General features: G+C 56.0%; 16 protein-coding genes and 1 pseudogene. 11 read left to right on the top strand and 6 right to left on the bottom strand.

What is annotated here, in order from left to right:
• Window positions 1-60 precede the first annotated feature (60 nt).
• Window positions 61-1017 (bottom strand): prolyl aminopeptidase, encoded by a 957-nt coding sequence (pip, locus tag ACR0L4_RS08930; protein ID WP_480512260.1) that lies wholly within the window; start codon window positions 1015-1017, stop codon window positions 61-63.
• Window positions 1018-1304: 287 nt separating this feature from the next.
• On the opposite strand from pip, the pseudogene ACR0L4_RS08925 reads away from it, so the two are divergent.
• Window positions 1305-1683, top strand: a pseudogene (locus ACR0L4_RS08925) (transposase family protein); the annotation flags it as partial.
• 408 nt (window positions 1684-2091) lie between these two features.
• Here ACR0L4_RS08925 and ACR0L4_RS08920 read toward each other — a convergent pair.
• From ACR0L4_RS08920 to ACR0L4_RS08905, 4 genes are all read right to left on the bottom strand, one after another.
• Entirely contained in the window at window positions 2092-2937 is an 846-nt protein-coding gene (locus ACR0L4_RS08920) for an enoyl-CoA hydratase/isomerase family protein (protein WP_480512258.1), read from the bottom strand.
• A gap of 95 nt (window positions 2938-3032) precedes the next feature.
• Window positions 3033-3821, bottom strand: a complete 789-nt coding sequence (locus ACR0L4_RS08915; protein WP_480512256.1) for an SDR family NAD(P)-dependent oxidoreductase — start codon at window positions 3819-3821, stop codon at window positions 3033-3035.
• Window positions 3822-3833: 12 nt separating this feature from the next.
• Window positions 3834-4799, bottom strand: coding sequence for an LLM class oxidoreductase (locus ACR0L4_RS08910; protein ID WP_170749311.1), 966 nt, complete (start codon window positions 4797-4799; stop codon window positions 3834-3836).
• Between the two features lie 14 nt (window positions 4800-4813).
• Window positions 4814-5590 carry a CmcJ/NvfI family oxidoreductase gene (locus ACR0L4_RS08905; protein WP_480512254.1) on the bottom strand — a complete coding sequence of 259 codons (777 nt, stop codon included), beginning with the start codon at window positions 5588-5590 and terminating at the stop codon, window positions 4814-4816.
• A 107-nt stretch (window positions 5591-5697) separates the two neighbouring features.
• On the opposite strand from ACR0L4_RS08905, the gene ACR0L4_RS08900 reads away from it, so the two are divergent.
• The 6 genes from ACR0L4_RS08900 (at window position 5698) to ACR0L4_RS08875 (ending at window position 10132) form a co-directional block, all read left to right on the top strand.
• Window positions 5698-6657: a LysR family transcriptional regulator gene (locus ACR0L4_RS08900; protein ID WP_480512353.1), complete on the top strand. Its 960-nt coding sequence runs from the start codon at window positions 5698-5700 to the stop codon at window positions 6655-6657.
• Window positions 6658-7126: 469 nt separating this feature from the next.
• Window positions 7127-7525, top strand: coding sequence for a PaaI family thioesterase (locus tag ACR0L4_RS08895; RefSeq protein ID WP_480512252.1), 399 nt, complete (start codon window positions 7127-7129; stop codon window positions 7523-7525).
• Window positions 7522-7935, top strand: coding sequence for a winged helix-turn-helix transcriptional regulator (locus tag ACR0L4_RS08890; protein ID WP_480512250.1), 414 nt, complete (start codon window positions 7522-7524; stop codon window positions 7933-7935). The genes ACR0L4_RS08895 and ACR0L4_RS08890 overlap by 4 nt, the downstream gene beginning before the upstream one ends.
• Window positions 7936-7993: 58 nt before the next feature.
• Window positions 7994-8686, top strand: a complete 693-nt coding sequence (locus ACR0L4_RS08885; RefSeq protein WP_480512248.1) for a hypothetical protein — start codon at window positions 7994-7996, stop codon at window positions 8684-8686.
• A complete protein-coding gene (locus tag ACR0L4_RS08880) occupies window positions 8683-9177 on the top strand; it encodes a GFA family protein (protein WP_480512246.1) in 495 nt (164 codons plus the stop codon). The genes ACR0L4_RS08885 and ACR0L4_RS08880 overlap by 4 nt, the downstream gene beginning before the upstream one ends.
• 88 nt (window positions 9178-9265) lie before the next feature.
• On the top strand, window positions 9266-10132 hold the full coding sequence (locus ACR0L4_RS08875) for an MBL fold metallo-hydrolase (protein WP_480512244.1): 867 nt from the start codon (window positions 9266-9268) through the stop codon (window positions 10130-10132).
• A gap of 1056 nt (window positions 10133-11188) precedes the next feature.
• On the opposite strand, the gene ACR0L4_RS08870 is transcribed toward ACR0L4_RS08875, so the two are convergent.
• The gene (locus ACR0L4_RS08870; protein ID WP_170749318.1) at window positions 11189-12463 is read right to left on the bottom strand and encodes a flavin-containing monooxygenase; all 1275 of its coding nucleotides are present in this window, start codon (window positions 12461-12463) and stop codon (window positions 11189-11191) included.
• A gap of 210 nt (window positions 12464-12673) precedes the next feature.
• Here ACR0L4_RS08870 and ACR0L4_RS08865 point away from each other — a divergent pair, with 210 nt between their 5' ends.
• The 4 genes from ACR0L4_RS08865 to ACR0L4_RS08850 are packed head-to-tail and all read left to right on the top strand — an operon-like array spanning window position 12674 to window position 16045.
• Complete coding sequence (locus ACR0L4_RS08865) at window positions 12674-13828, top strand: SRPBCC family protein (RefSeq protein ID WP_170749319.1); 1155 nt, start codon at window positions 12674-12676, stop codon at window positions 13826-13828.
• Window positions 13818-14234 (top strand): RidA family protein, encoded by a 417-nt coding sequence (locus ACR0L4_RS08860; protein ID WP_170749320.1) that lies wholly within the window; start codon window positions 13818-13820, stop codon window positions 14232-14234. Before ACR0L4_RS08865 ends, ACR0L4_RS08860 begins: the two co-directional genes overlap by 11 nt.
• 4 nt (window positions 14235-14238) lie before the next feature.
• A complete protein-coding gene (locus tag ACR0L4_RS08855) occupies window positions 14239-14913 on the top strand; it encodes a DUF1028 domain-containing protein (RefSeq protein WP_480512241.1) in 675 nt (224 codons plus the stop codon).
• A 22-nt stretch (window positions 14914-14935) separates the two neighbouring features.
• Entirely contained in the window at window positions 14936-16045 is a 1110-nt protein-coding gene (locus tag ACR0L4_RS08850; protein ID WP_170749322.1) for an SRPBCC family protein, read from the top strand.
• Window positions 16046-16051 lie beyond the last annotated feature (6 nt).

Here is a 16051-nt window from a genome sequence, read left to right as displayed (position 1 = left end):
CTCGGGATTGAAGGCCGAATTCTGTGACCGCCCTCAAGACCGCCCCGGCAGAATTGCGGGCTACTGCAACCGCAGGATTTGATTTCCCGCCCTGACGATGGCGTTGGCAAGAGGACCATAGAGGGTTCCGTGCAATCCGCCAGGGACAATATCGAGTTCCGACCGAGGCATGGCTTTGTGAAGGCGCCACGGCGTCCATAGCGGAGCAGAAAGATCGAGCCGGCTATGGATAAGATAAGCTTTCAGATCGACAAGTCTGGTGGCCTGCTCAACCAACGGGACATCCAACCAGGCAAGGTTGCGAAAGTAATGAGTGACCACCCGTGCGAAACCGAGCCGAAAGCGCTCGTTGTCATAGAATGGATTGGGTTCTACGCGTGGGTCCAAACTGACCACGGCGGCCTCCCACGTGCACCAGGCACGCGCCGCCTCTGAGCATAGAGCAGCGTCGTCACCCGTCAGCAGATCGTTGTACCCGGCTGCGATTTCAATGCCGTCACGGGCGTCGGGCACAAAAGCATGAAACCGTTCATGCGCTTCGGGCAAAAATCTTCGAGCGCCATAGTATAGAAAATCAAGATCTTCACCCGATGTCATTGCGACCGCAGCCAAGATCAAACCGTTCACCCGGTCCAGATGCTCCAAGGCATAGGCGATGGCAAGGGTCGTGCCCCACGACGCGCCATAAAGGTACCAATTCGCCAGATCCAATTTAGCGCGCAACCTTTCCAGATCATGTATCAGGTCTTTTGTCGTATTTGCGCTAAGGGCATCCACACTGTCGCCCGCGTGTGGCGTGGAACGCCCTGACCCCCTCTGGTCAATGGTGACAATGTGCCAACGTTGAGAATCGAACAACTGAACCATTTGCGGACGCGTTCCAGCCCCAGGACCGCCGTGCAGCAGCACGATGGCTGGTGCATTAGGGTTGCCGAAAGTCTCCCAAAATACACAGTGACCGTCTTCTTGGGGTAAAGTGCCAGAAAGCAGAGGTGGCGAAGGGTCAAACAGGGTCATGAGCGTGTCTTACACAGAATTGCGACACCTTGACAGATCGGTGTTCGAATTGGCTCAAACGCTGTTTCCAATTGCAGACCCCCTGCCCGGCCTTTGCATCGTTTGCCGGGTTTTCAACGATATCAATATGAATATCCGGCGGCTCCGAAGTACGCTAGGCTCAAAACCCTTTGATTTCCGTTTGGCGGTGTAGTTAACCGTATCCAAAACAAGTAGCTGACATATTTGATTTTTTTTTGGTTGAGCGACGCGCAGACGGCGCATCTGCAGGATGCTGCCGAGGCGGCGGTCGGACCAAGGGTCACATGAATGCAAAGCTGCATGCGATATGCGAAAGCCAAGGACGTGCTTTGATCTTTTTCGCTATCGCAGGTCAGGCCAGCGACTACATTGGTGCGAAAGCGCGGGTCGGCAGCCCGCCGAAAGTCGGACGGTTGCAAGATGATCGGGTCTTGGTGCCGATTGTTCAGAGAAGTGTTGAAGGACAAAGGAAAACGCACCTGCATCCCCCGCCGAAATCAGCGCGAGGCGACGGTCCGTCGCTACAGGATTGAACTCATGTTCGGCAGGCATAAGGATTGAAGGCGTGTTGCCAGCCGATGCGACCGAAGTCCAAAGGTCTTACCGTCGGTCATCACTCTCGCAGCTCTCATCATCTACTGGTTATGTGTCGTGAGCCTAGAATTTCCAGCGTCACCATCCCGATCTGCATCGGGAAACCAAAGGCTTCAACACTTTTTTGCGGGCTTAAATACCACCCGTACTAGCCCTGTTCCTATTGAGCAATCTTATTGGGTGCCAGTTTCATTCAAGCGCACGACCAAGGAATTTGCGGGACAAGGGCAATTGCACGCCCATGCTTCAGATCGTTGTGTTTAGGTTGGTCGCGGACACTTTGACGACCACATGTCCAGATGTCGGGACCGGGTCGGGCATTTCATCAAACTCGAACGGCGCGTCAGGCCCATAGGATTCTAAAACCATTGCTTTCACTGGGATGTTCCTTTTGCGACGTCGTGTCAGGCGCACATCGCAACAACGCACGCCTGACGAGATCATTGTGTTGTGGATAGGTCAGTTGATGTCCTGCACCTGCATCACCAGATCGCTCCATTTGCGTTGGTTTTCGATGTCGTGTTCCAAACCCTGGTCATCCGCAATCTTGAAACGTTTGATGGCTGGGGTCTTGCTGGTGGCCTGGTAAAGCCAATAAGCTTCGGCCTTCAGCGCCTCATCAATAGGTTTGTCGATGGATTCATAAACCATCTGCTTGCATGCATTGATCGACTCTGCAGGGAATTTTGCGATCCGTTCGGCCAGCGCGGTCACATACGGACCAATTTCCTCCGGCTCCAACGCCTTGTTGATAGTGCCCAAGCGTTCCGCGTCGTCTGCGTCGTAGTCCTGCGCGCTGAGGATAATCTCAAGCGCTTTGCCAAGACCGGTCTGACGCGCCATGCGCGACGCGCCACCGCCGCAGGGCAGGATGCCCATGCCAACCTCCATCTGCATGAACTTGTACTTTCCCCGCGCTGCAAATCGCATGTCGAGCGCCAACGCCAATTCGTGCCCTCCACCACGTGCAAACCCTTCCAACTTCGCGATCGTGGCCTGCGGCACCTTGCTGATCCGCTCACAAACCGATTGCAGGTCCAACAACTGGGCCTCCTCGCGGGATACGGCCTCAGTGGACATATCCTTGAGCAGCTCGGTATCGTAGTGACAGACCCAGATTTCCGGATTCGCGGACTGGAAGATCACAACCTTGGTGTCGCGGTCCCGCTCTAACCGCATGGCCAAACTGTTGAGATCGGACAACATTTCCTGGCCTTGCACGTTTACAGGGCCAAAGTTGAATGTCACCGTGGCGATACCGTTTTCGACAGCTACGTCAAAGGTTTGAAAGCTCTCATATTTCATCAGGCAGTCCTTTCTTGGGCCTCGACGCGGCATGCGTGAGGGGGGTGGGTAGAGTTGATGTTGGAAACGCTTGAGGCAGAGTTGCGCCGCGTGGATCAGCCCGTCTGGTTGATCAGGCCTTGAATGGTTCGCATGACGTCGGCAGCGTGACCTTTGTCCAGTGCTGCGGCGTGTGGATTTGCAAAAGCCCCGCTGTCATTGTCGAAATAGGCACCTGACGCGTCGGCGAACCGCTCGCCCAAGGCCGCATCGATCAGAATATCAGCGCCAATGCTCATGTCGTTCCCGGCGACGCCAAAGCCCTCTTTCACCATCTTTGACGCTAAAAGTGATCCGGGATTTACCGCAATCATCACCGGGGCATCGGCGCGCGATCTGGCCCATTCCTGGGTCCAGATGGTGATAGCCAACTTGCTTTGAGCATAGGCTTCCATATCCGCCAGCTGTGATTTGCCTTGCATGGCCTTGATGTTCACCGGTGCCTGTGCCGCTGATGACAAGTTCACAACGCGCCCGTCAGCGGGAATGATCGGCAGCAACAGCTCGGTCAGCAGATAAGGTGCAAGCGTGTTCACGACAAAGCGGATGTCCTGCCCATTCTCAAGCACGGTTTGCGGGGCTTTCAGCACACCTGCGTTGTTGATCAACACATCCAGCTGATCATGATTGGCTCCTACGCTTTCGGCCAGTTCTCGCACCGCAGACAGATCGCTCAGATCAGCGGCATAGGTTTCGGTATCACCGTCAACTGCGGCAGCTGCGCTTTCCAATTTGGGTATGCTGCGACCATGCAAGAGCAGCTTGTGCCCCTCTGCTGCCAGCTTCTTTGCCGTGAGCAAACCAATGCCGTCGGTTGAACCGGTAATGAGAATAGTCTTGGTCATCGGTCTGATCCTTTAAGAAAAGTCAGGCAGCACAGTGTCCGCCAGATGTTCGAGGGTTGCGTCGATGGGCGCTTGATTGAACCGCAGGTTCAATGCCACGTGATTGACCCCGAGCGCTTCAATCTCACGTAGATAGCTGCGCAGGAAATCGGTGCCGGACTGAAACCCAAGGTGGATCGGGCACGGAGGCGTGGCAGGATCGGCAACGACATCGACATAGAGCGATTGCATGACAGGCTTGTCGGGTTGGCCCGCGGCCTTAACGCGCCGCCGGTAATCTGCGATGACCTGTCCTTGAGCCGCTGCGTTGCGGGGATAGGTCATCCAACCGTCCCCGTTCTGCGCCACCCAATCGGGTGTTTGCTGGCTACCGCCAGTAATGAGCATCGGCAGGCGGGTACCATGCGGCTTTGGCAGCAGGTCAATCCCTCCGGACAGTGTGCCCTGCGCACTTTCAAGCTTGGGATAGTCCGATCCAACCGCGCGGATGTATTCAACGCTATCGCGGAAACGTGTTCCACGATCATCATAGCTCCGGTTCATCGCCGGGTACTCCTCGGGCCGGTCACCGGACGCAACGCCCAACAGCAACCGCCCGCCCGAGAGCACATCTGCCGTCGCCGCTGCCTTGGCGACGTGAGCGGGATGTCGCAAAGGCAGGATCACACTGGACGTTCCAAGCGCGATCCGGTCGGTCACCGTTGCAAGCGCACCCAGATAGACAAACGGATCGAAAACCTGTCCGGGATCACCGAAGCTTGGAACATTGAAGGGCACGTCGCGCAGCCAAAGTGCCGCAAACCCGAGTGCCTCAGCCTTCCGTGCCGCGTCCAGATGTCCCCGCAGCGCTGGCTCTGCGCCGACTGCGTATGCCTCCAGCGGCAACACAAGGCCAACGCTCAGGCGCCCCGGGCGAAACACCCGGTTGTAGGCCACGTTGACCTGGGCAAACTCGGTAGGCTGCATTTCATCCAACATGTCTGAGATCCCCTTCAATAGCGTACCAAAGTGCGGCTCTCGATGCTTTTGCGAATAGTTGTGACGTTTGGGTCCTCGATCATATCGAGCGCACTATGCGCAATCGATGGTAGTCCTTGATTGTCATAGATGTTGAAAATCGCAACCTCATCCGGTGTCATCCTTGATTGATAGACCCATTCGTGCGTGGGGTTTCCCACCAGCCCCATTATTTGTCCTTTGCGGTCGGGATAGATCAGGTCCAGCAGAATCCAGTCAGACGGGTCAACCGATTTCGGGCGAACAAAGCCAAGCGGTGCGGAATTGATCGGATGTTCCACAGGACGCCACACATTGACAAAGGCATAATGCCCTTGCGCCCACTCTGCCGCTGTCACGGCCCCCAACAGATCGGTAAGCCGCTGCTCGACTCCATCCTTGCTGTAGTCACTGTGGACGTTGCGCGCGGGTTTGCGCTTCGCATCAGGGTCGTCCACCCGTACGGTGTGATCAAAAACCACAACCTCTCGCGCACCCAGCCTGTCCAGAAGCATCGCCCTCAGTTCCGCATCATATGTCTGTTTCCACGCGTCGCCAGCAAAGTCCCAAACCTGCGATTTCAAAGGAATGAATTCAACGGCATCAGACGTAAATGAAACGGAAGTGGTCGTCTCGCGGTTATCTGCCACCGCTACGGTTGTCGGGGCCAGATCGGGGGAAATCAAGTGTCCCGCAGTCCCACCTGCATCCAGTTCAAAAGCTTGCCGGTAGGGCTTGTGAACATGGTAGTTGACTGTGGCTGTCCGTGTCATGTGCGCCTCCTGTTCAAGCTTTGCTTCGTCTCGAAAAGGGATTTAATGCTAATCAAATTGCAGATAAACTGCCAACTTGTAGATTGATAATTCTGGTTTTGAATATAATGGGACTAGACACAGACGCGTTGCGATTGTTTGTAAAGGCGGCCGATCTGCTGAACATCAGCGCTGCGGGACGCGCGTTGGGCATGGCGCCGGCCGTTGCCAGTGCAAAGCTCGCCAAGCTTGAGCATAACCTGGGTTCCGAGCTTTTGCACCGCACGACGCGCAAAGTATCGCTATCGATTGATGGCGCCGATTTCCTGCCTTTCGCCCGCGAGATCATCGCACAGGAAGAGGCGGCAAAGGCGGCATTGGGCAAGCAGATGACGAGTATCCAGGGCACTTTGCGTTTTGCTGCGCCAAGCACCTTTGCGCAACTCTACATCGCACCGATCCTGCCAAAATTCCTTCGACACCACCCTGACCTCACGCTCGACTTGCGCCTGTCGGATGTGCAATTCGACCTGATCGAAGGGAGCTACGATCTGGCACTCAGAAACGCACCGCTTGTCGACACCAGTTTGAAAGGTCGCAAATTGGCTGATGACCAGCGCATTTTATGCGCCGCGCCGCTCTATCTCGATACACACGGCACTCCCAAAACGCCGGCCGATCTAGTCAACCACCACCTGATCGCTTTCCAAAATCTCCACCCACGCCCGTTGACAGGACCGGCGGGCGAGCAAGCCGCTTTCGACCCCGCGTCGGCCAAAGGTCAATTGGTTATCGATGACGGGCAAAGCCAGGTCGGTGCCACGCTGGCCGGGGCCGGTATTTCCTTGAATGCGCTATGGAGTGTGCATGATCACCTGAAATCAGGACGGTTGATACGGGTTTTGCCGAATTTTGAGGCTGCGGAAGAGAATGTCTTGTGGCTGATTTATCCCAAGTCCAACGTGCTATCCCCCAAAGTGCGGGTATTCATGGATTTTCTGATCGCCGACATTGGCGCACAGCCACCTTGGACAAACAGGCCTAAAACAACTCCTGCGTCCTTGAGACATCCCGACGTCAAGGTCTGAGACAAGCGCTAAACGGGCACGTACGACCCAGTCGCAAAACGTGGATTGCCCACGCCTCAAATATTGCAAATCCAATAGGCTGAGCTTCATGGTTCGCTCTGTGGACCGCATTGCAGCACTTAGACTAGCGGCTCAACGTCGGGATTGGGTCGGCCTTTGATTGAGAAACAGCATTGCAGAGGCAACGGCCCACTCTGCGAGTAATAGCCGCGCGTACAGTCCTTTGGGCGGCTTTGGACCGGGGTTGAGATGGATGATCATCTTGTTGCGGCCATCCGCTAGATAGGTTCCGAATGAGTGTCCGCTCGCACTTCCCCAGATCAATTGTCTTCTGGACTTGCATTTTGCAAGAATAGTAACTATTTGTAGCTAACTTGCAAAATGCAAGTAAAAACTGACCAACAAAGTTTGGTTCCGAGGAATTGCTATTGGGCGGCATACCCAATGTCCCGAAACAGAAGGTAAGAGAATGTCGTTGGCTTCATCTAAACTGAACGGCTCAATTTCGTTCGACATCACCTACGTGTCAGAGGAAGAAGCGTCGGGACGGATGATGATCCAAGATGGCATCCGAAACCCATTTGGGTCTACACATGCGGGGGCACTCATCTGGTTTGCCGATGTGGTTGCCACGACGCTTGCGCTTCAGGGTCAGGCCCCGACCCAGGGTATGGGTGGATTTCCATTGGCCGTAAACCTCAACGCCAATTTGTTGTCGAACTGCCAAAGCGGCCAACTGCAAGCCTCCGCTCGCTTTGTCAAAAAGGGCCGCAGGATTTCGACCATTCGAACGTCTGTCCTCTCCGACACAGGCAAAACGCGCCTCGATCTAACCAGCACGCATATGGCTTCGGAGCAAGCCAAATGAAATCAAGGAAACGGTCAAATTGCCCGATCAGCATGTCACTTGAAGTTTGGGGGGATCGTTGGACCCTGCTCATTATCCGCGACCTATTGTTCGAGGGGAAGCGTACCTATGGCGATTTCCTGCGTTCGGATGAAAAAATTGCAACAAACATCCTGGCCGACAGGCTCAGAAAACTCGTCGATGACGGCATTGTCGAGCAAATGGAAAGTGCCGATACCAAATCGGGGTCAGCATATCGGCTGACTGAACGGGGGATAGACCTGCTGCCAATCCTGGCCGAGGTCTTCCTATGGGCGGACAAACATCTTGAACTGACCGACGAGCTTCGCACCCGCATCGATGCGATCAAGCAAGACAAGCCGGGTTTTATCGATGGCGTGGCGCAAGGGCTCCGTCGAAAAGACAGTTAATGCGAAACACGCGCGGCGGCTTATAGCGCCCCGAGACAGACGACGGAGACACTCGACCGTGGAGACTGTACCAGCCCATTTCTTGAGTTCGCTTGTATTGGTCGGCGGGTCCACGGTCGTTCCCTTTCTCGCACTTGGTACCTATCTGGGGTCCGGCGCGACGGTGCGAAAATCGATTGGCATCGCACTTGGTGTCGCCATTTGGGGTATCGTCGTTTTTCTGTTCGCGCGGCACTGGCAGTTCGGTGTCGACGACCCGATGGTTGTCTGGGCCATCGTGATTACGAACTTCATCCTTCCATCTGTTATAGTCGCGGTGTTTCGGCAGTTCTTTGTCGGAGATGGCTTGTCACTTGCCTGGCTGACACTGCCGCAGGCATTCCGATACATGGGCACCTTGTTTATTCTTGAGAACACACTTGGGCATACCGGCACCGTGTTTGCCTTCACGGCCGGGTTCGGTGATTTCGCCGCAGCAATCATCGCCACCGTCTTGTTGGTTCAGCTTCTGGCAGGCGAAACACCCGGCAAACTAATGTTCTATGTGCTGGTCGTCTTTGGGACCCTGGATTTCCTCGTGGCCTATTCGCTTAGCTTCATGAGCACCGAAGGCGTAACGCTGAACATTCTTGCGTTAAACGAAGACCACCTTATGACGCTTTTTCCGTTGGCGATGCTGCCCTACTTTCTGGTTCCCTTCGCCATGGCCTACCACACCCTGATGTTTCTGACACTAAGGGTGAAGTCATGAAGAACCCTTTTGAGCCCAACATTCTTCCTACGCGCGGCGGATGCTCCTGTGGGAAAGTACGCTACGCAATCACCGGCGTGCCACTGTTTCGAGCGTATTGTCATTGCAAAACCTGTCAGTCGTACAACAAGGCGGACAACGCGGACATCATCCTCTTGCGGTCCGGGGATGTGATGCCAATGGGCGAACACCACATCGACTTCCGATTTCATCAAATGCCACCAGTGCTAAACCGTGGGATATGCGCGGCCTGCGGCGGAGTAGCCATTGAAAGGATCCACCGCCCCCTGATACCCAAGCTGACCATCATTCCTGTGCAGACCCTGGATACACCAGAGACCGCCCCCTCCCCCGCCCTTCACATTTTCTACCACCGGAGGGTCAAGGACGTTGAGGATGCGCTTCCCAAACATTCCGGATATCTCAAGAGCCAATGGGCATTCACAGCTGCGCTCCTTAAAGGGCTGCGCACAAGGCTCCCCACACCCTGAGACATCTGATCAGAAAACCCGTCTTGAGCGGATGGTTGCCCGCGAGCGGGATGGCGACTGAACGGCACATTTCTTCAAGGAGTTCATCATGAAAAATCAACTTACCCTCGAAACCTTCGACGTTCCTCCGCATGCTTTGAACATGCCGTTTCCGATTGACCCGCCTGAGGGCGGTTGGACCTGGCCATATTCGACGGCGACGCTGATTTCCGGTGAGAAGGAGGCTGTTTTGATCGATACGGTCCCCACGCTAGCAGACTCCAACCGTCTCGTTGCGTGGCTCAAGGCAACCGGGAAAGACCTGCGCATGATTTACATCACGCACGGTCACCTGGACCATTACATTGGTGCTTCAATCGTTCTTGACCACTTCCCAAAAGCGTCACTTGTCGCAACAAAATCAACAATAGAATTCATCGAGAAGGAAATGGAGACAGAAAAAGACCGAGCGATGTGGGTGCCTCTCTTTGCCGAAGAAATCGCACAAACCGTCGTCGTGCCGGACCCAACAAACGGGTCGCTCGATATTGAAGGTCACGAAATCACGGCCGTCGAAGTGGGCCAATCGGACATCGCGCGATCAAGCTATGTGCACATCCCGAGCCTGAACGCCTTGATTGTGGGTGACATTGCCTACAATGAGGTTCATCCCACCTTGATCGACAGCAACCACAAAACGCGTGCGGCATGGATCAAGACGCTCTCCGATTTGCTTGCACTGAACCCAGAAATCGTCGTCGCGTCGCACCGCACCCCAGACTCGATAAATGACGTTAACGCCATAAAAAAAACGATGGCCTATCTCGAAGACGCCAATCGGTTCTTGGCGGAAACCGCCACAACGGCGCAGTTTATTGAAAAAATGTTGACGGCCTACCCCGCATATCAAAACCCGACAACGCTCTTTGTCGGCGCGGCCTCTCAGGGGCTTGAGGATACCTCGGGCAATGGATGATCAACTGTCAGGGGCCCAGCTAGTCTTCGTTCTTTTCCCAGTCGTCGGCCCATTGAGGTAGCGCGGGCTACTCCTCGCGCGCGCCCAATTGAGCCAGAAGCTCATCTATCGGAATACGGTCCCGCCCGTTCCTCGCGCAAGCCCGATACAAGACACTCGCGTGGCAAACGTCAATGCGCCAGAGGGTATGATGGGGATAGACGAACCGAACGTCGCAACCAATTGCACATGATTTCATAGTACATCGTCAAAAAGGAAGAAGCAGAATTGTCCAAATTGGTCCCCCCTCGCACGGCCAACGGAAATCTTGCTGGATCAGTAAAGGTCAGGACGCGGCCGATGTTCATTTCTTCGAACATGTCGATGTCCCAGGGCAAGCTATAGTGGTGGGACGTGCGCGCGCCCAAAGTACTCAGGTTGGGCTTTCGTCATTTGCCAAATAAGTCTTCCGAAAAGGACACATGCTCTTCTCTGTCTGAGCCAATTATTGGTTTGGGACCGCGCCACTGGAAATAACCCCACCATCTCAGCATTAAGGCAGTTGCTCAAAGAAGAGGTGGCTTGTGACTTCATCAGTAGGGCAGAGCGCAAGATGGAAAGGAGAAGACGACAGCGAAACCGCCCGCTCCTCTTCTTCTGTAAATCGGCTGCGTCATTGCCCTTAGGGCGTAATAGGCTAGCCCTCCTTGGCGACCATATGAATGGCTCCTGCTCCAGTCGGAGTAACAATGCGCCAAGTTTCAGGTGTCCAAATCTGCTTTTCAGTGGCGCCACCCAGTGCAATCTACCTCGAGGAGTTTGGATCTGACCAAGAGGGCGTTTCAGGTCCAAGAAATTGCCGCTGAGAAAAGCGTTGTCTTCAACAAATCACTTCATACCACTTCGCCGCACAGTTTTTGCTATTCCGTACGACGTCGGAAAACTGCCTGATTGGCACGGGGCCTGTAACCCCGCTTACAGTTGGGCACGTGAGAGCAGGTTGCAGTACGACAGGCTGATTTCTCGCGCTTTACGACGGCAGCGAAGCGTGCAAACGACCGCCTGTCGCTGAGTAGTTTACATCTCGCTTCCAGAGCGACAGTTATCGAGATGTGCCGGTTGGTAGGCCAGATAGTTTTCTTGTATCGAGATCTGGTCTGCGATGAACTTCGCGTCGTGCCATACGCCCCAAATGAACGATGATCCCCGACGCGATTGCCAGGGCAGACCGACGAAATAAAGCCCCGGTACCGGAGAGACGCCGCGCTGATGGACTGGTCTCCCGCTGTCGTCCAGCGCGTCTGCCTCCAGCCAGCCATAATCAAATTGGAACCCGGTGGCCCAGATGATCGTGCTGATTCCATGATCTCTTAAGTTCAGCTCACGGATCGGCTCGGTAACACAGTTGGGATCTTCTGGAATGATCCACGCCTCCGGCTCTGTCGGCAGATCCAGCCCGGTGCGCGCGACATGTGCATCAGCAGCTTTTAGCAGTGACAGCATATTGGCGTCGCCTGCATCAAGATTGGCTTTCAGATCATCGGCAATCTGCAGAATGCCGTCTTCATATCCCGAAGACATGCCCAAAAGAGTGATGCCTCGTTCCGCGAGACGTCTGAAATCCACGGTTTTGCCGCCATGTGCACCGCTCACAGCGATGGTCACATGTTCAGTGCCCGGCGCAGGTGTGTCCATGTTCCAGATACCAAGTACACCCAGCCACCAGACGTTGTCGCGTCCGCGATACCGGCGCGGAGGACGATCGTGCGGCCCGATGGAGAATAAGACCTCCCGCCCCGCGTCGTGCAACTCTGCCGCAATCTGCGAGCCTGATGAGCCGCCGCCGACAACCAAAACTGCACCAGCGGGCAAGGCATCCGGATTCCGGTAAGCGGTTGAATGCATCTGTGTGATGTCTGCGGTCTGCGGAATGATGGGCGGGATCGCAGGCTTCTGAAATGGGCCTGTAGCACTGACAAGGTAGCGGGCGTCGAGCGTGCCTCGCGAGGTTTCAATCAGAAATCCGGCACGTGCGGCATGGGGTCGGACGCGTTCGACCGTGACGCCGGTGCGCACCGGCGCATCGATCATCCTGGCGTAGTCTTCGAAATACTGCGCCACGCTTTCCTTATCTGCAAAGGTGTCGCCGTCGCAGGAAAACTCCATGCCCGGAAAGCGGTCATGCCAGGCGGGTCCATTTGCTACGAGCGAGTCCCAGCGTTCCGACCTCCAACGTTCGGCAATGCGTCCCCGTTCAAGTACAACATGATCAATCCCCTGCGCACGCAGATGCTCGCTTGTGGCAATGCCCGCCTGGCCTGCACCAATGACCACTGCGTCAAATTTCTCCATGATTAAACCCTTTGCCTATCCCGCGAACCCGAGGACCTGAGTGAGGATCTTTCAATCCATCGCCCACGCACCATTGATTTTACTTTGCCTTATGTCGATTAGATTTTAACTATGCAGCAGTTAGGAAGACTTTCTATTTGTTTCCGCAAGGAGCCGCTTCATTATCCAATGGTGAACGCTGATCCACGACTCACTTCAGGAGGTTTGTTCGTGCCCAAAGACCAAATCGATCCAATTGCCGCCCTGCGAGAGAACACGTCGGTTCCGTTTGAAAACGCGCGCGCGATGCCGACCGATGTCTATACCGAACAAAGCTTTGTGGACGCAGAACTGGAACACATCTTTCGCAAAGACTGGTATTGCGTGGGCCGCGTCGACGCGCTGTCGGCCCCGGGGGATTACTTGGCCTGCGAACTGGCGGGGCAGCCAATTGTTGTTTTGCGTGACCGCGACGGGGACTTGCGCGCAATGAGCAATGTCTGCCTCCATCGCATGTCGACGCTTTTACACGGACGCGGCAACGCCAAGACCATCGTTTGCCCCTATCACGCCTGGACCTACAACCTTGATGGCAAGTTGCGCGGCGCGCCCGCAATGTCGCAGAACGCTGGCTTTTGCAAAGACCAGTATGCGCTGCCACAGGTGCGGTGCGAGGAATGGCTGGGTTGGGTATTCGTCTGCCTTGATCCGGGCGCAGCACCGGTGGCCGATCAGCTGTCAGAAGTGGCCCGCATGATCGAAGGCTACGACATGACCAACTATTCCGAGGCATTCTACGAAGAACATGTGTGGGACACCAATTGGAAGGTTCTGGCCGAGAATTTCATGGAAAGCTACCATCTGCCGGTGTGCCATGCCGGTACGATTGGCGGGCTATCGCGACTGGAAGACATGATTTGCCCACCCGGGCACGCGGCCTTCAATTACCACACGATTCTCAAGGATGAATCGCTGCGTATTGCGATGGCGCATCCCGACAATGATCGTTTGCAGGGCGATGAGCGTCGCACGACATATCTTTTGGCGCTTTATCCAAGCCTCATGATTACGCTGACACCGGGCTATTTCTGGTATCTGTCACTACACCCCAAAGGGCCGGGTCAGGTGCATATCCGTTTTGGCGGCGGTATGTCGAACGACTTTGCGGATGACCCGGATGCACAGGATAACTTTACCGCTCTGAAAACACTGCTGGATGAGGTGAATGTCGAAGATCGGGGCTGCACTGAAAAAGTCTATCGTGGACTGTGTTCGGATGTGGCGACACCCGGACATCTGAGCCATCTGGAACGCCCCAACTACGATTTTGCACAGTACCTCATGGCCCGGATTGAAGCAGGGGGCGCGGCACAACATGGCTCATGAGCGCATCCGCCCGTTCAACACTCGCGAGACCTATCCCGAACAATCGCTTGACAACGATCTGTGCCAAGCAGTGGTCACGCGCGGTGGGCGCACGGTCTGGATGCGCGGGCAATGCCCACAGAACCTAGATGACGCCAAGAACATCGACAGCCACGATCCGGTCGAGCAAACCCACAAGGTGATGCAGAACATCCGGCAATTGATCGGCGAAGCCGGCGGCGAGATGGCCCATCTGGTCAAGGTCGTCGTCTACATCACCGATGTGCGGCACCGTGAGGCTGTCTACCGCACCATGGGCGAATACATCAAAGGGGTACATCCGGTGTCGACCGGGTTGGTGGTCCAGGCGCTTGCTCGCCCCGAATGGCTGGTGGAGATTGACGCCACAGCCGTGATCCCGGACTAGGCCGATGACCTTTTCGCTTGTGGCCCGCTGCGTCGAAACTGGGATGTTTGGCGTGGCAATTTCGTCCTCGTCCCCTGCCGTTGCGGCGCGCTGTGCCTACGCGCGCGCAGGTGTCGGTGCTGTGGCCAGTCAGAACGTCACCGACCCGCGACTTGGCCCAAAAACGCTTTATCTGATGGAACAGGGCGGTTCGGCAGCCGAGGCAGTGCAACAGATCACATGCGATGCCGCGCATATTGAATACCGACAGCTTCTGGCGATCGATGGCAACGGGACCACGGCCATTCATTCGGGCCGGAATGTTCTGGGCAACTGGAATGAGGCGCAGGGCATCGATGTCGCCTCTGGCGGTAATCTGTTGGACAACGACCAGGTGCCCGCCGCAATCGTATCCGCGTTCGAAACCTCAGAGGGCCATCTGGGGGACCGGCTGATCGCGTCGATGCGCGCAGGTTTGGCGACCGGGGGCGAGGCAGGTCCGGTGCATTCCGCCGGGATGCTGCTGGTCGATAAGGTCGCCTGGCCCGTGGTCGACCTGCGCTGTGATTGGACACAGGGCTGCCCGATTGAAGCGATTGCGACCGCTTGGGATATCTACAAACCGCAACTGGACGACTATGTTCGCCGTGCGCTCGATCCCAGTGCGGCTCCATCCTACGGCGTTCCCGGGGACGCATGACACGCAGCTAAAGGAGGCTGGGATGACCTATCTGCGGACGAAATTACAGGACCTTGCCGCCCTGCCAGCGGATCGCCCGATGGGCATGCCGGGTGCCTTCTATACCGCGCAGGACCAGTTCGACCACGAGGCGCGCACTGTTCTGCGCACGGGTTGGCATTGTCTGGGCCGGCTGGATGAGATCCCGGAGCCGGGCGATTTCTTTACCCTGCAGCTGTTGAACGAACCGTTGCTGGTCGTGCGGGGCGACGACGACAGCGTGCGCGTGCTGGCAAATGTGTGCCGTCATCGAGGAATGCCTTTGGCCGAGGGGCGCGGAAACACAAAGCGGTTTGTTTGCGCCTATCATGCGTGGACCTATGGGCGTGACGGCGCCCTGCTGCGCGCGCCACGGATGGAAAATGCAGGTTTCGATGCCAAGACTTGCAAGCTGCCGGAACATGACACGCAATTGTGGAATGGCTTCATCTATGTAAACCTTACGCGGGATGCTGCGCCTTTCGAACATCCCGAACTTGATGCCATGCTGGCCCCTTATGAAACGCAAGACTTTCGCCTTGTGCATGTGGCAGAAGAAGACTGGCAGACCAACTGGAAGTGCCTTGTCGAGAATTTCATGGAAGGCTACCACCTGAGCGTAGTGCACCCGCAAACCCTGCACGGCTACACTCCGTCCGGGCTATCGCGCAAGCTTGTCAGTGGCGATGGCTATACCTCTTATGCCGCGAACTACCCTGACAATATCACGCCACGCGGCGATGGCGCCGCCGGGCTCAGCGCGGCTGAGCGCAAACGCTCGTCTCTTTTCGCCAAGTTTCCGACCCAGGTCGCCAGCCAGGCCGCAAGCCTGCTTGTGTCGCTGTCCATCTTTCCGATCCACGCAAATCTGATCCGCGTCAAATGGACGATGTCAGTCTATCGCGACAACCTTGATCACGACACGATCCAGCAGCGGATCGCTTTGTGGGAAGAGGTCAACCGGGAAGATCGGGAAAAGCTTGAGCGCATGCAAGTCGCGCTGCATTCTACCCATGCGATCGAAGGGCCACTTGCCGGGGATGACTATGAGGGGACAATCCGCGATTTCCAGATCTGGCTCGCCCAGCAGGACGCCGCCGTTGGGGCCAGGTGACAGGAT

Source organism: Ruegeria sp. AB5, assembly GCF_056542645.1.
This window is presented reverse-complemented; position numbering and strand designations above follow the sequence as displayed.

Excerpts from the sequence above, each read along its gene's own strand:
- ACR0L4_RS08875 (WP_480512244.1), top strand. The coding sequence starts at position 9,266 with ATGAAAAATCAACTTACCCTCGAAACCTTCGACGTTCCTCCGCATGCT.
- ACR0L4_RS08880 (WP_480512246.1), top strand. The coding sequence starts at position 8,683 with ATGAAGAACCCTTTTGAGCCCAACATTCTTCCTACGCGCGGCGGATGC.
- ACR0L4_RS08895 (WP_480512252.1), top strand. The coding sequence starts at position 7,127 with ATGTCGTTGGCTTCATCTAAACTGAACGGCTCAATTTCGTTCGACATC.
- pip (WP_480512260.1), bottom strand. The coding sequence starts at position 1,017 with ATGACCCTGTTTGACCCTTCGCCACCTCTGCTTTCTGGCACTTTACCC.
- ACR0L4_RS08870 (WP_170749318.1), bottom strand. The coding sequence starts at position 12,463 with ATGGAGAAATTTGACGCAGTGGTCATTGGTGCAGGCCAGGCGGGCATT.
- ACR0L4_RS08890 (WP_480512250.1), top strand. The coding sequence starts at position 7,522 with ATGAAATCAAGGAAACGGTCAAATTGCCCGATCAGCATGTCACTTGAA.
- ACR0L4_RS08905 (WP_480512254.1), bottom strand. The coding sequence starts at position 5,590 with ATGACACGGACAGCCACAGTCAACTACCATGTTCACAAGCCCTACCGG.
- ACR0L4_RS08855 (WP_480512241.1), top strand. The coding sequence starts at position 14,239 with ATGACCTTTTCGCTTGTGGCCCGCTGCGTCGAAACTGGGATGTTTGGC.
- ACR0L4_RS08860 (WP_170749320.1), top strand. The coding sequence starts at position 13,818 with ATGGCTCATGAGCGCATCCGCCCGTTCAACACTCGCGAGACCTATCCC.
- ACR0L4_RS08920 (WP_480512258.1), bottom strand. The coding sequence starts at position 2,937 with ATGAAATATGAGAGCTTTCAAACCTTTGACGTAGCTGTCGAAAACGGT.
- ACR0L4_RS08900 (WP_480512353.1), top strand. The coding sequence starts at position 5,698 with ATGGGACTAGACACAGACGCGTTGCGATTGTTTGTAAAGGCGGCCGAT.
- ACR0L4_RS08915 (WP_480512256.1), bottom strand. The coding sequence starts at position 3,821 with ATGACCAAGACTATTCTCATTACCGGTTCAACCGACGGCATTGGTTTG.
- ACR0L4_RS08910 (WP_170749311.1), bottom strand. The coding sequence starts at position 4,799 with ATGTTGGATGAAATGCAGCCTACCGAGTTTGCCCAGGTCAACGTGGCC.
- ACR0L4_RS08850 (WP_170749322.1), top strand. The coding sequence starts at position 14,936 with ATGACCTATCTGCGGACGAAATTACAGGACCTTGCCGCCCTGCCAGCG.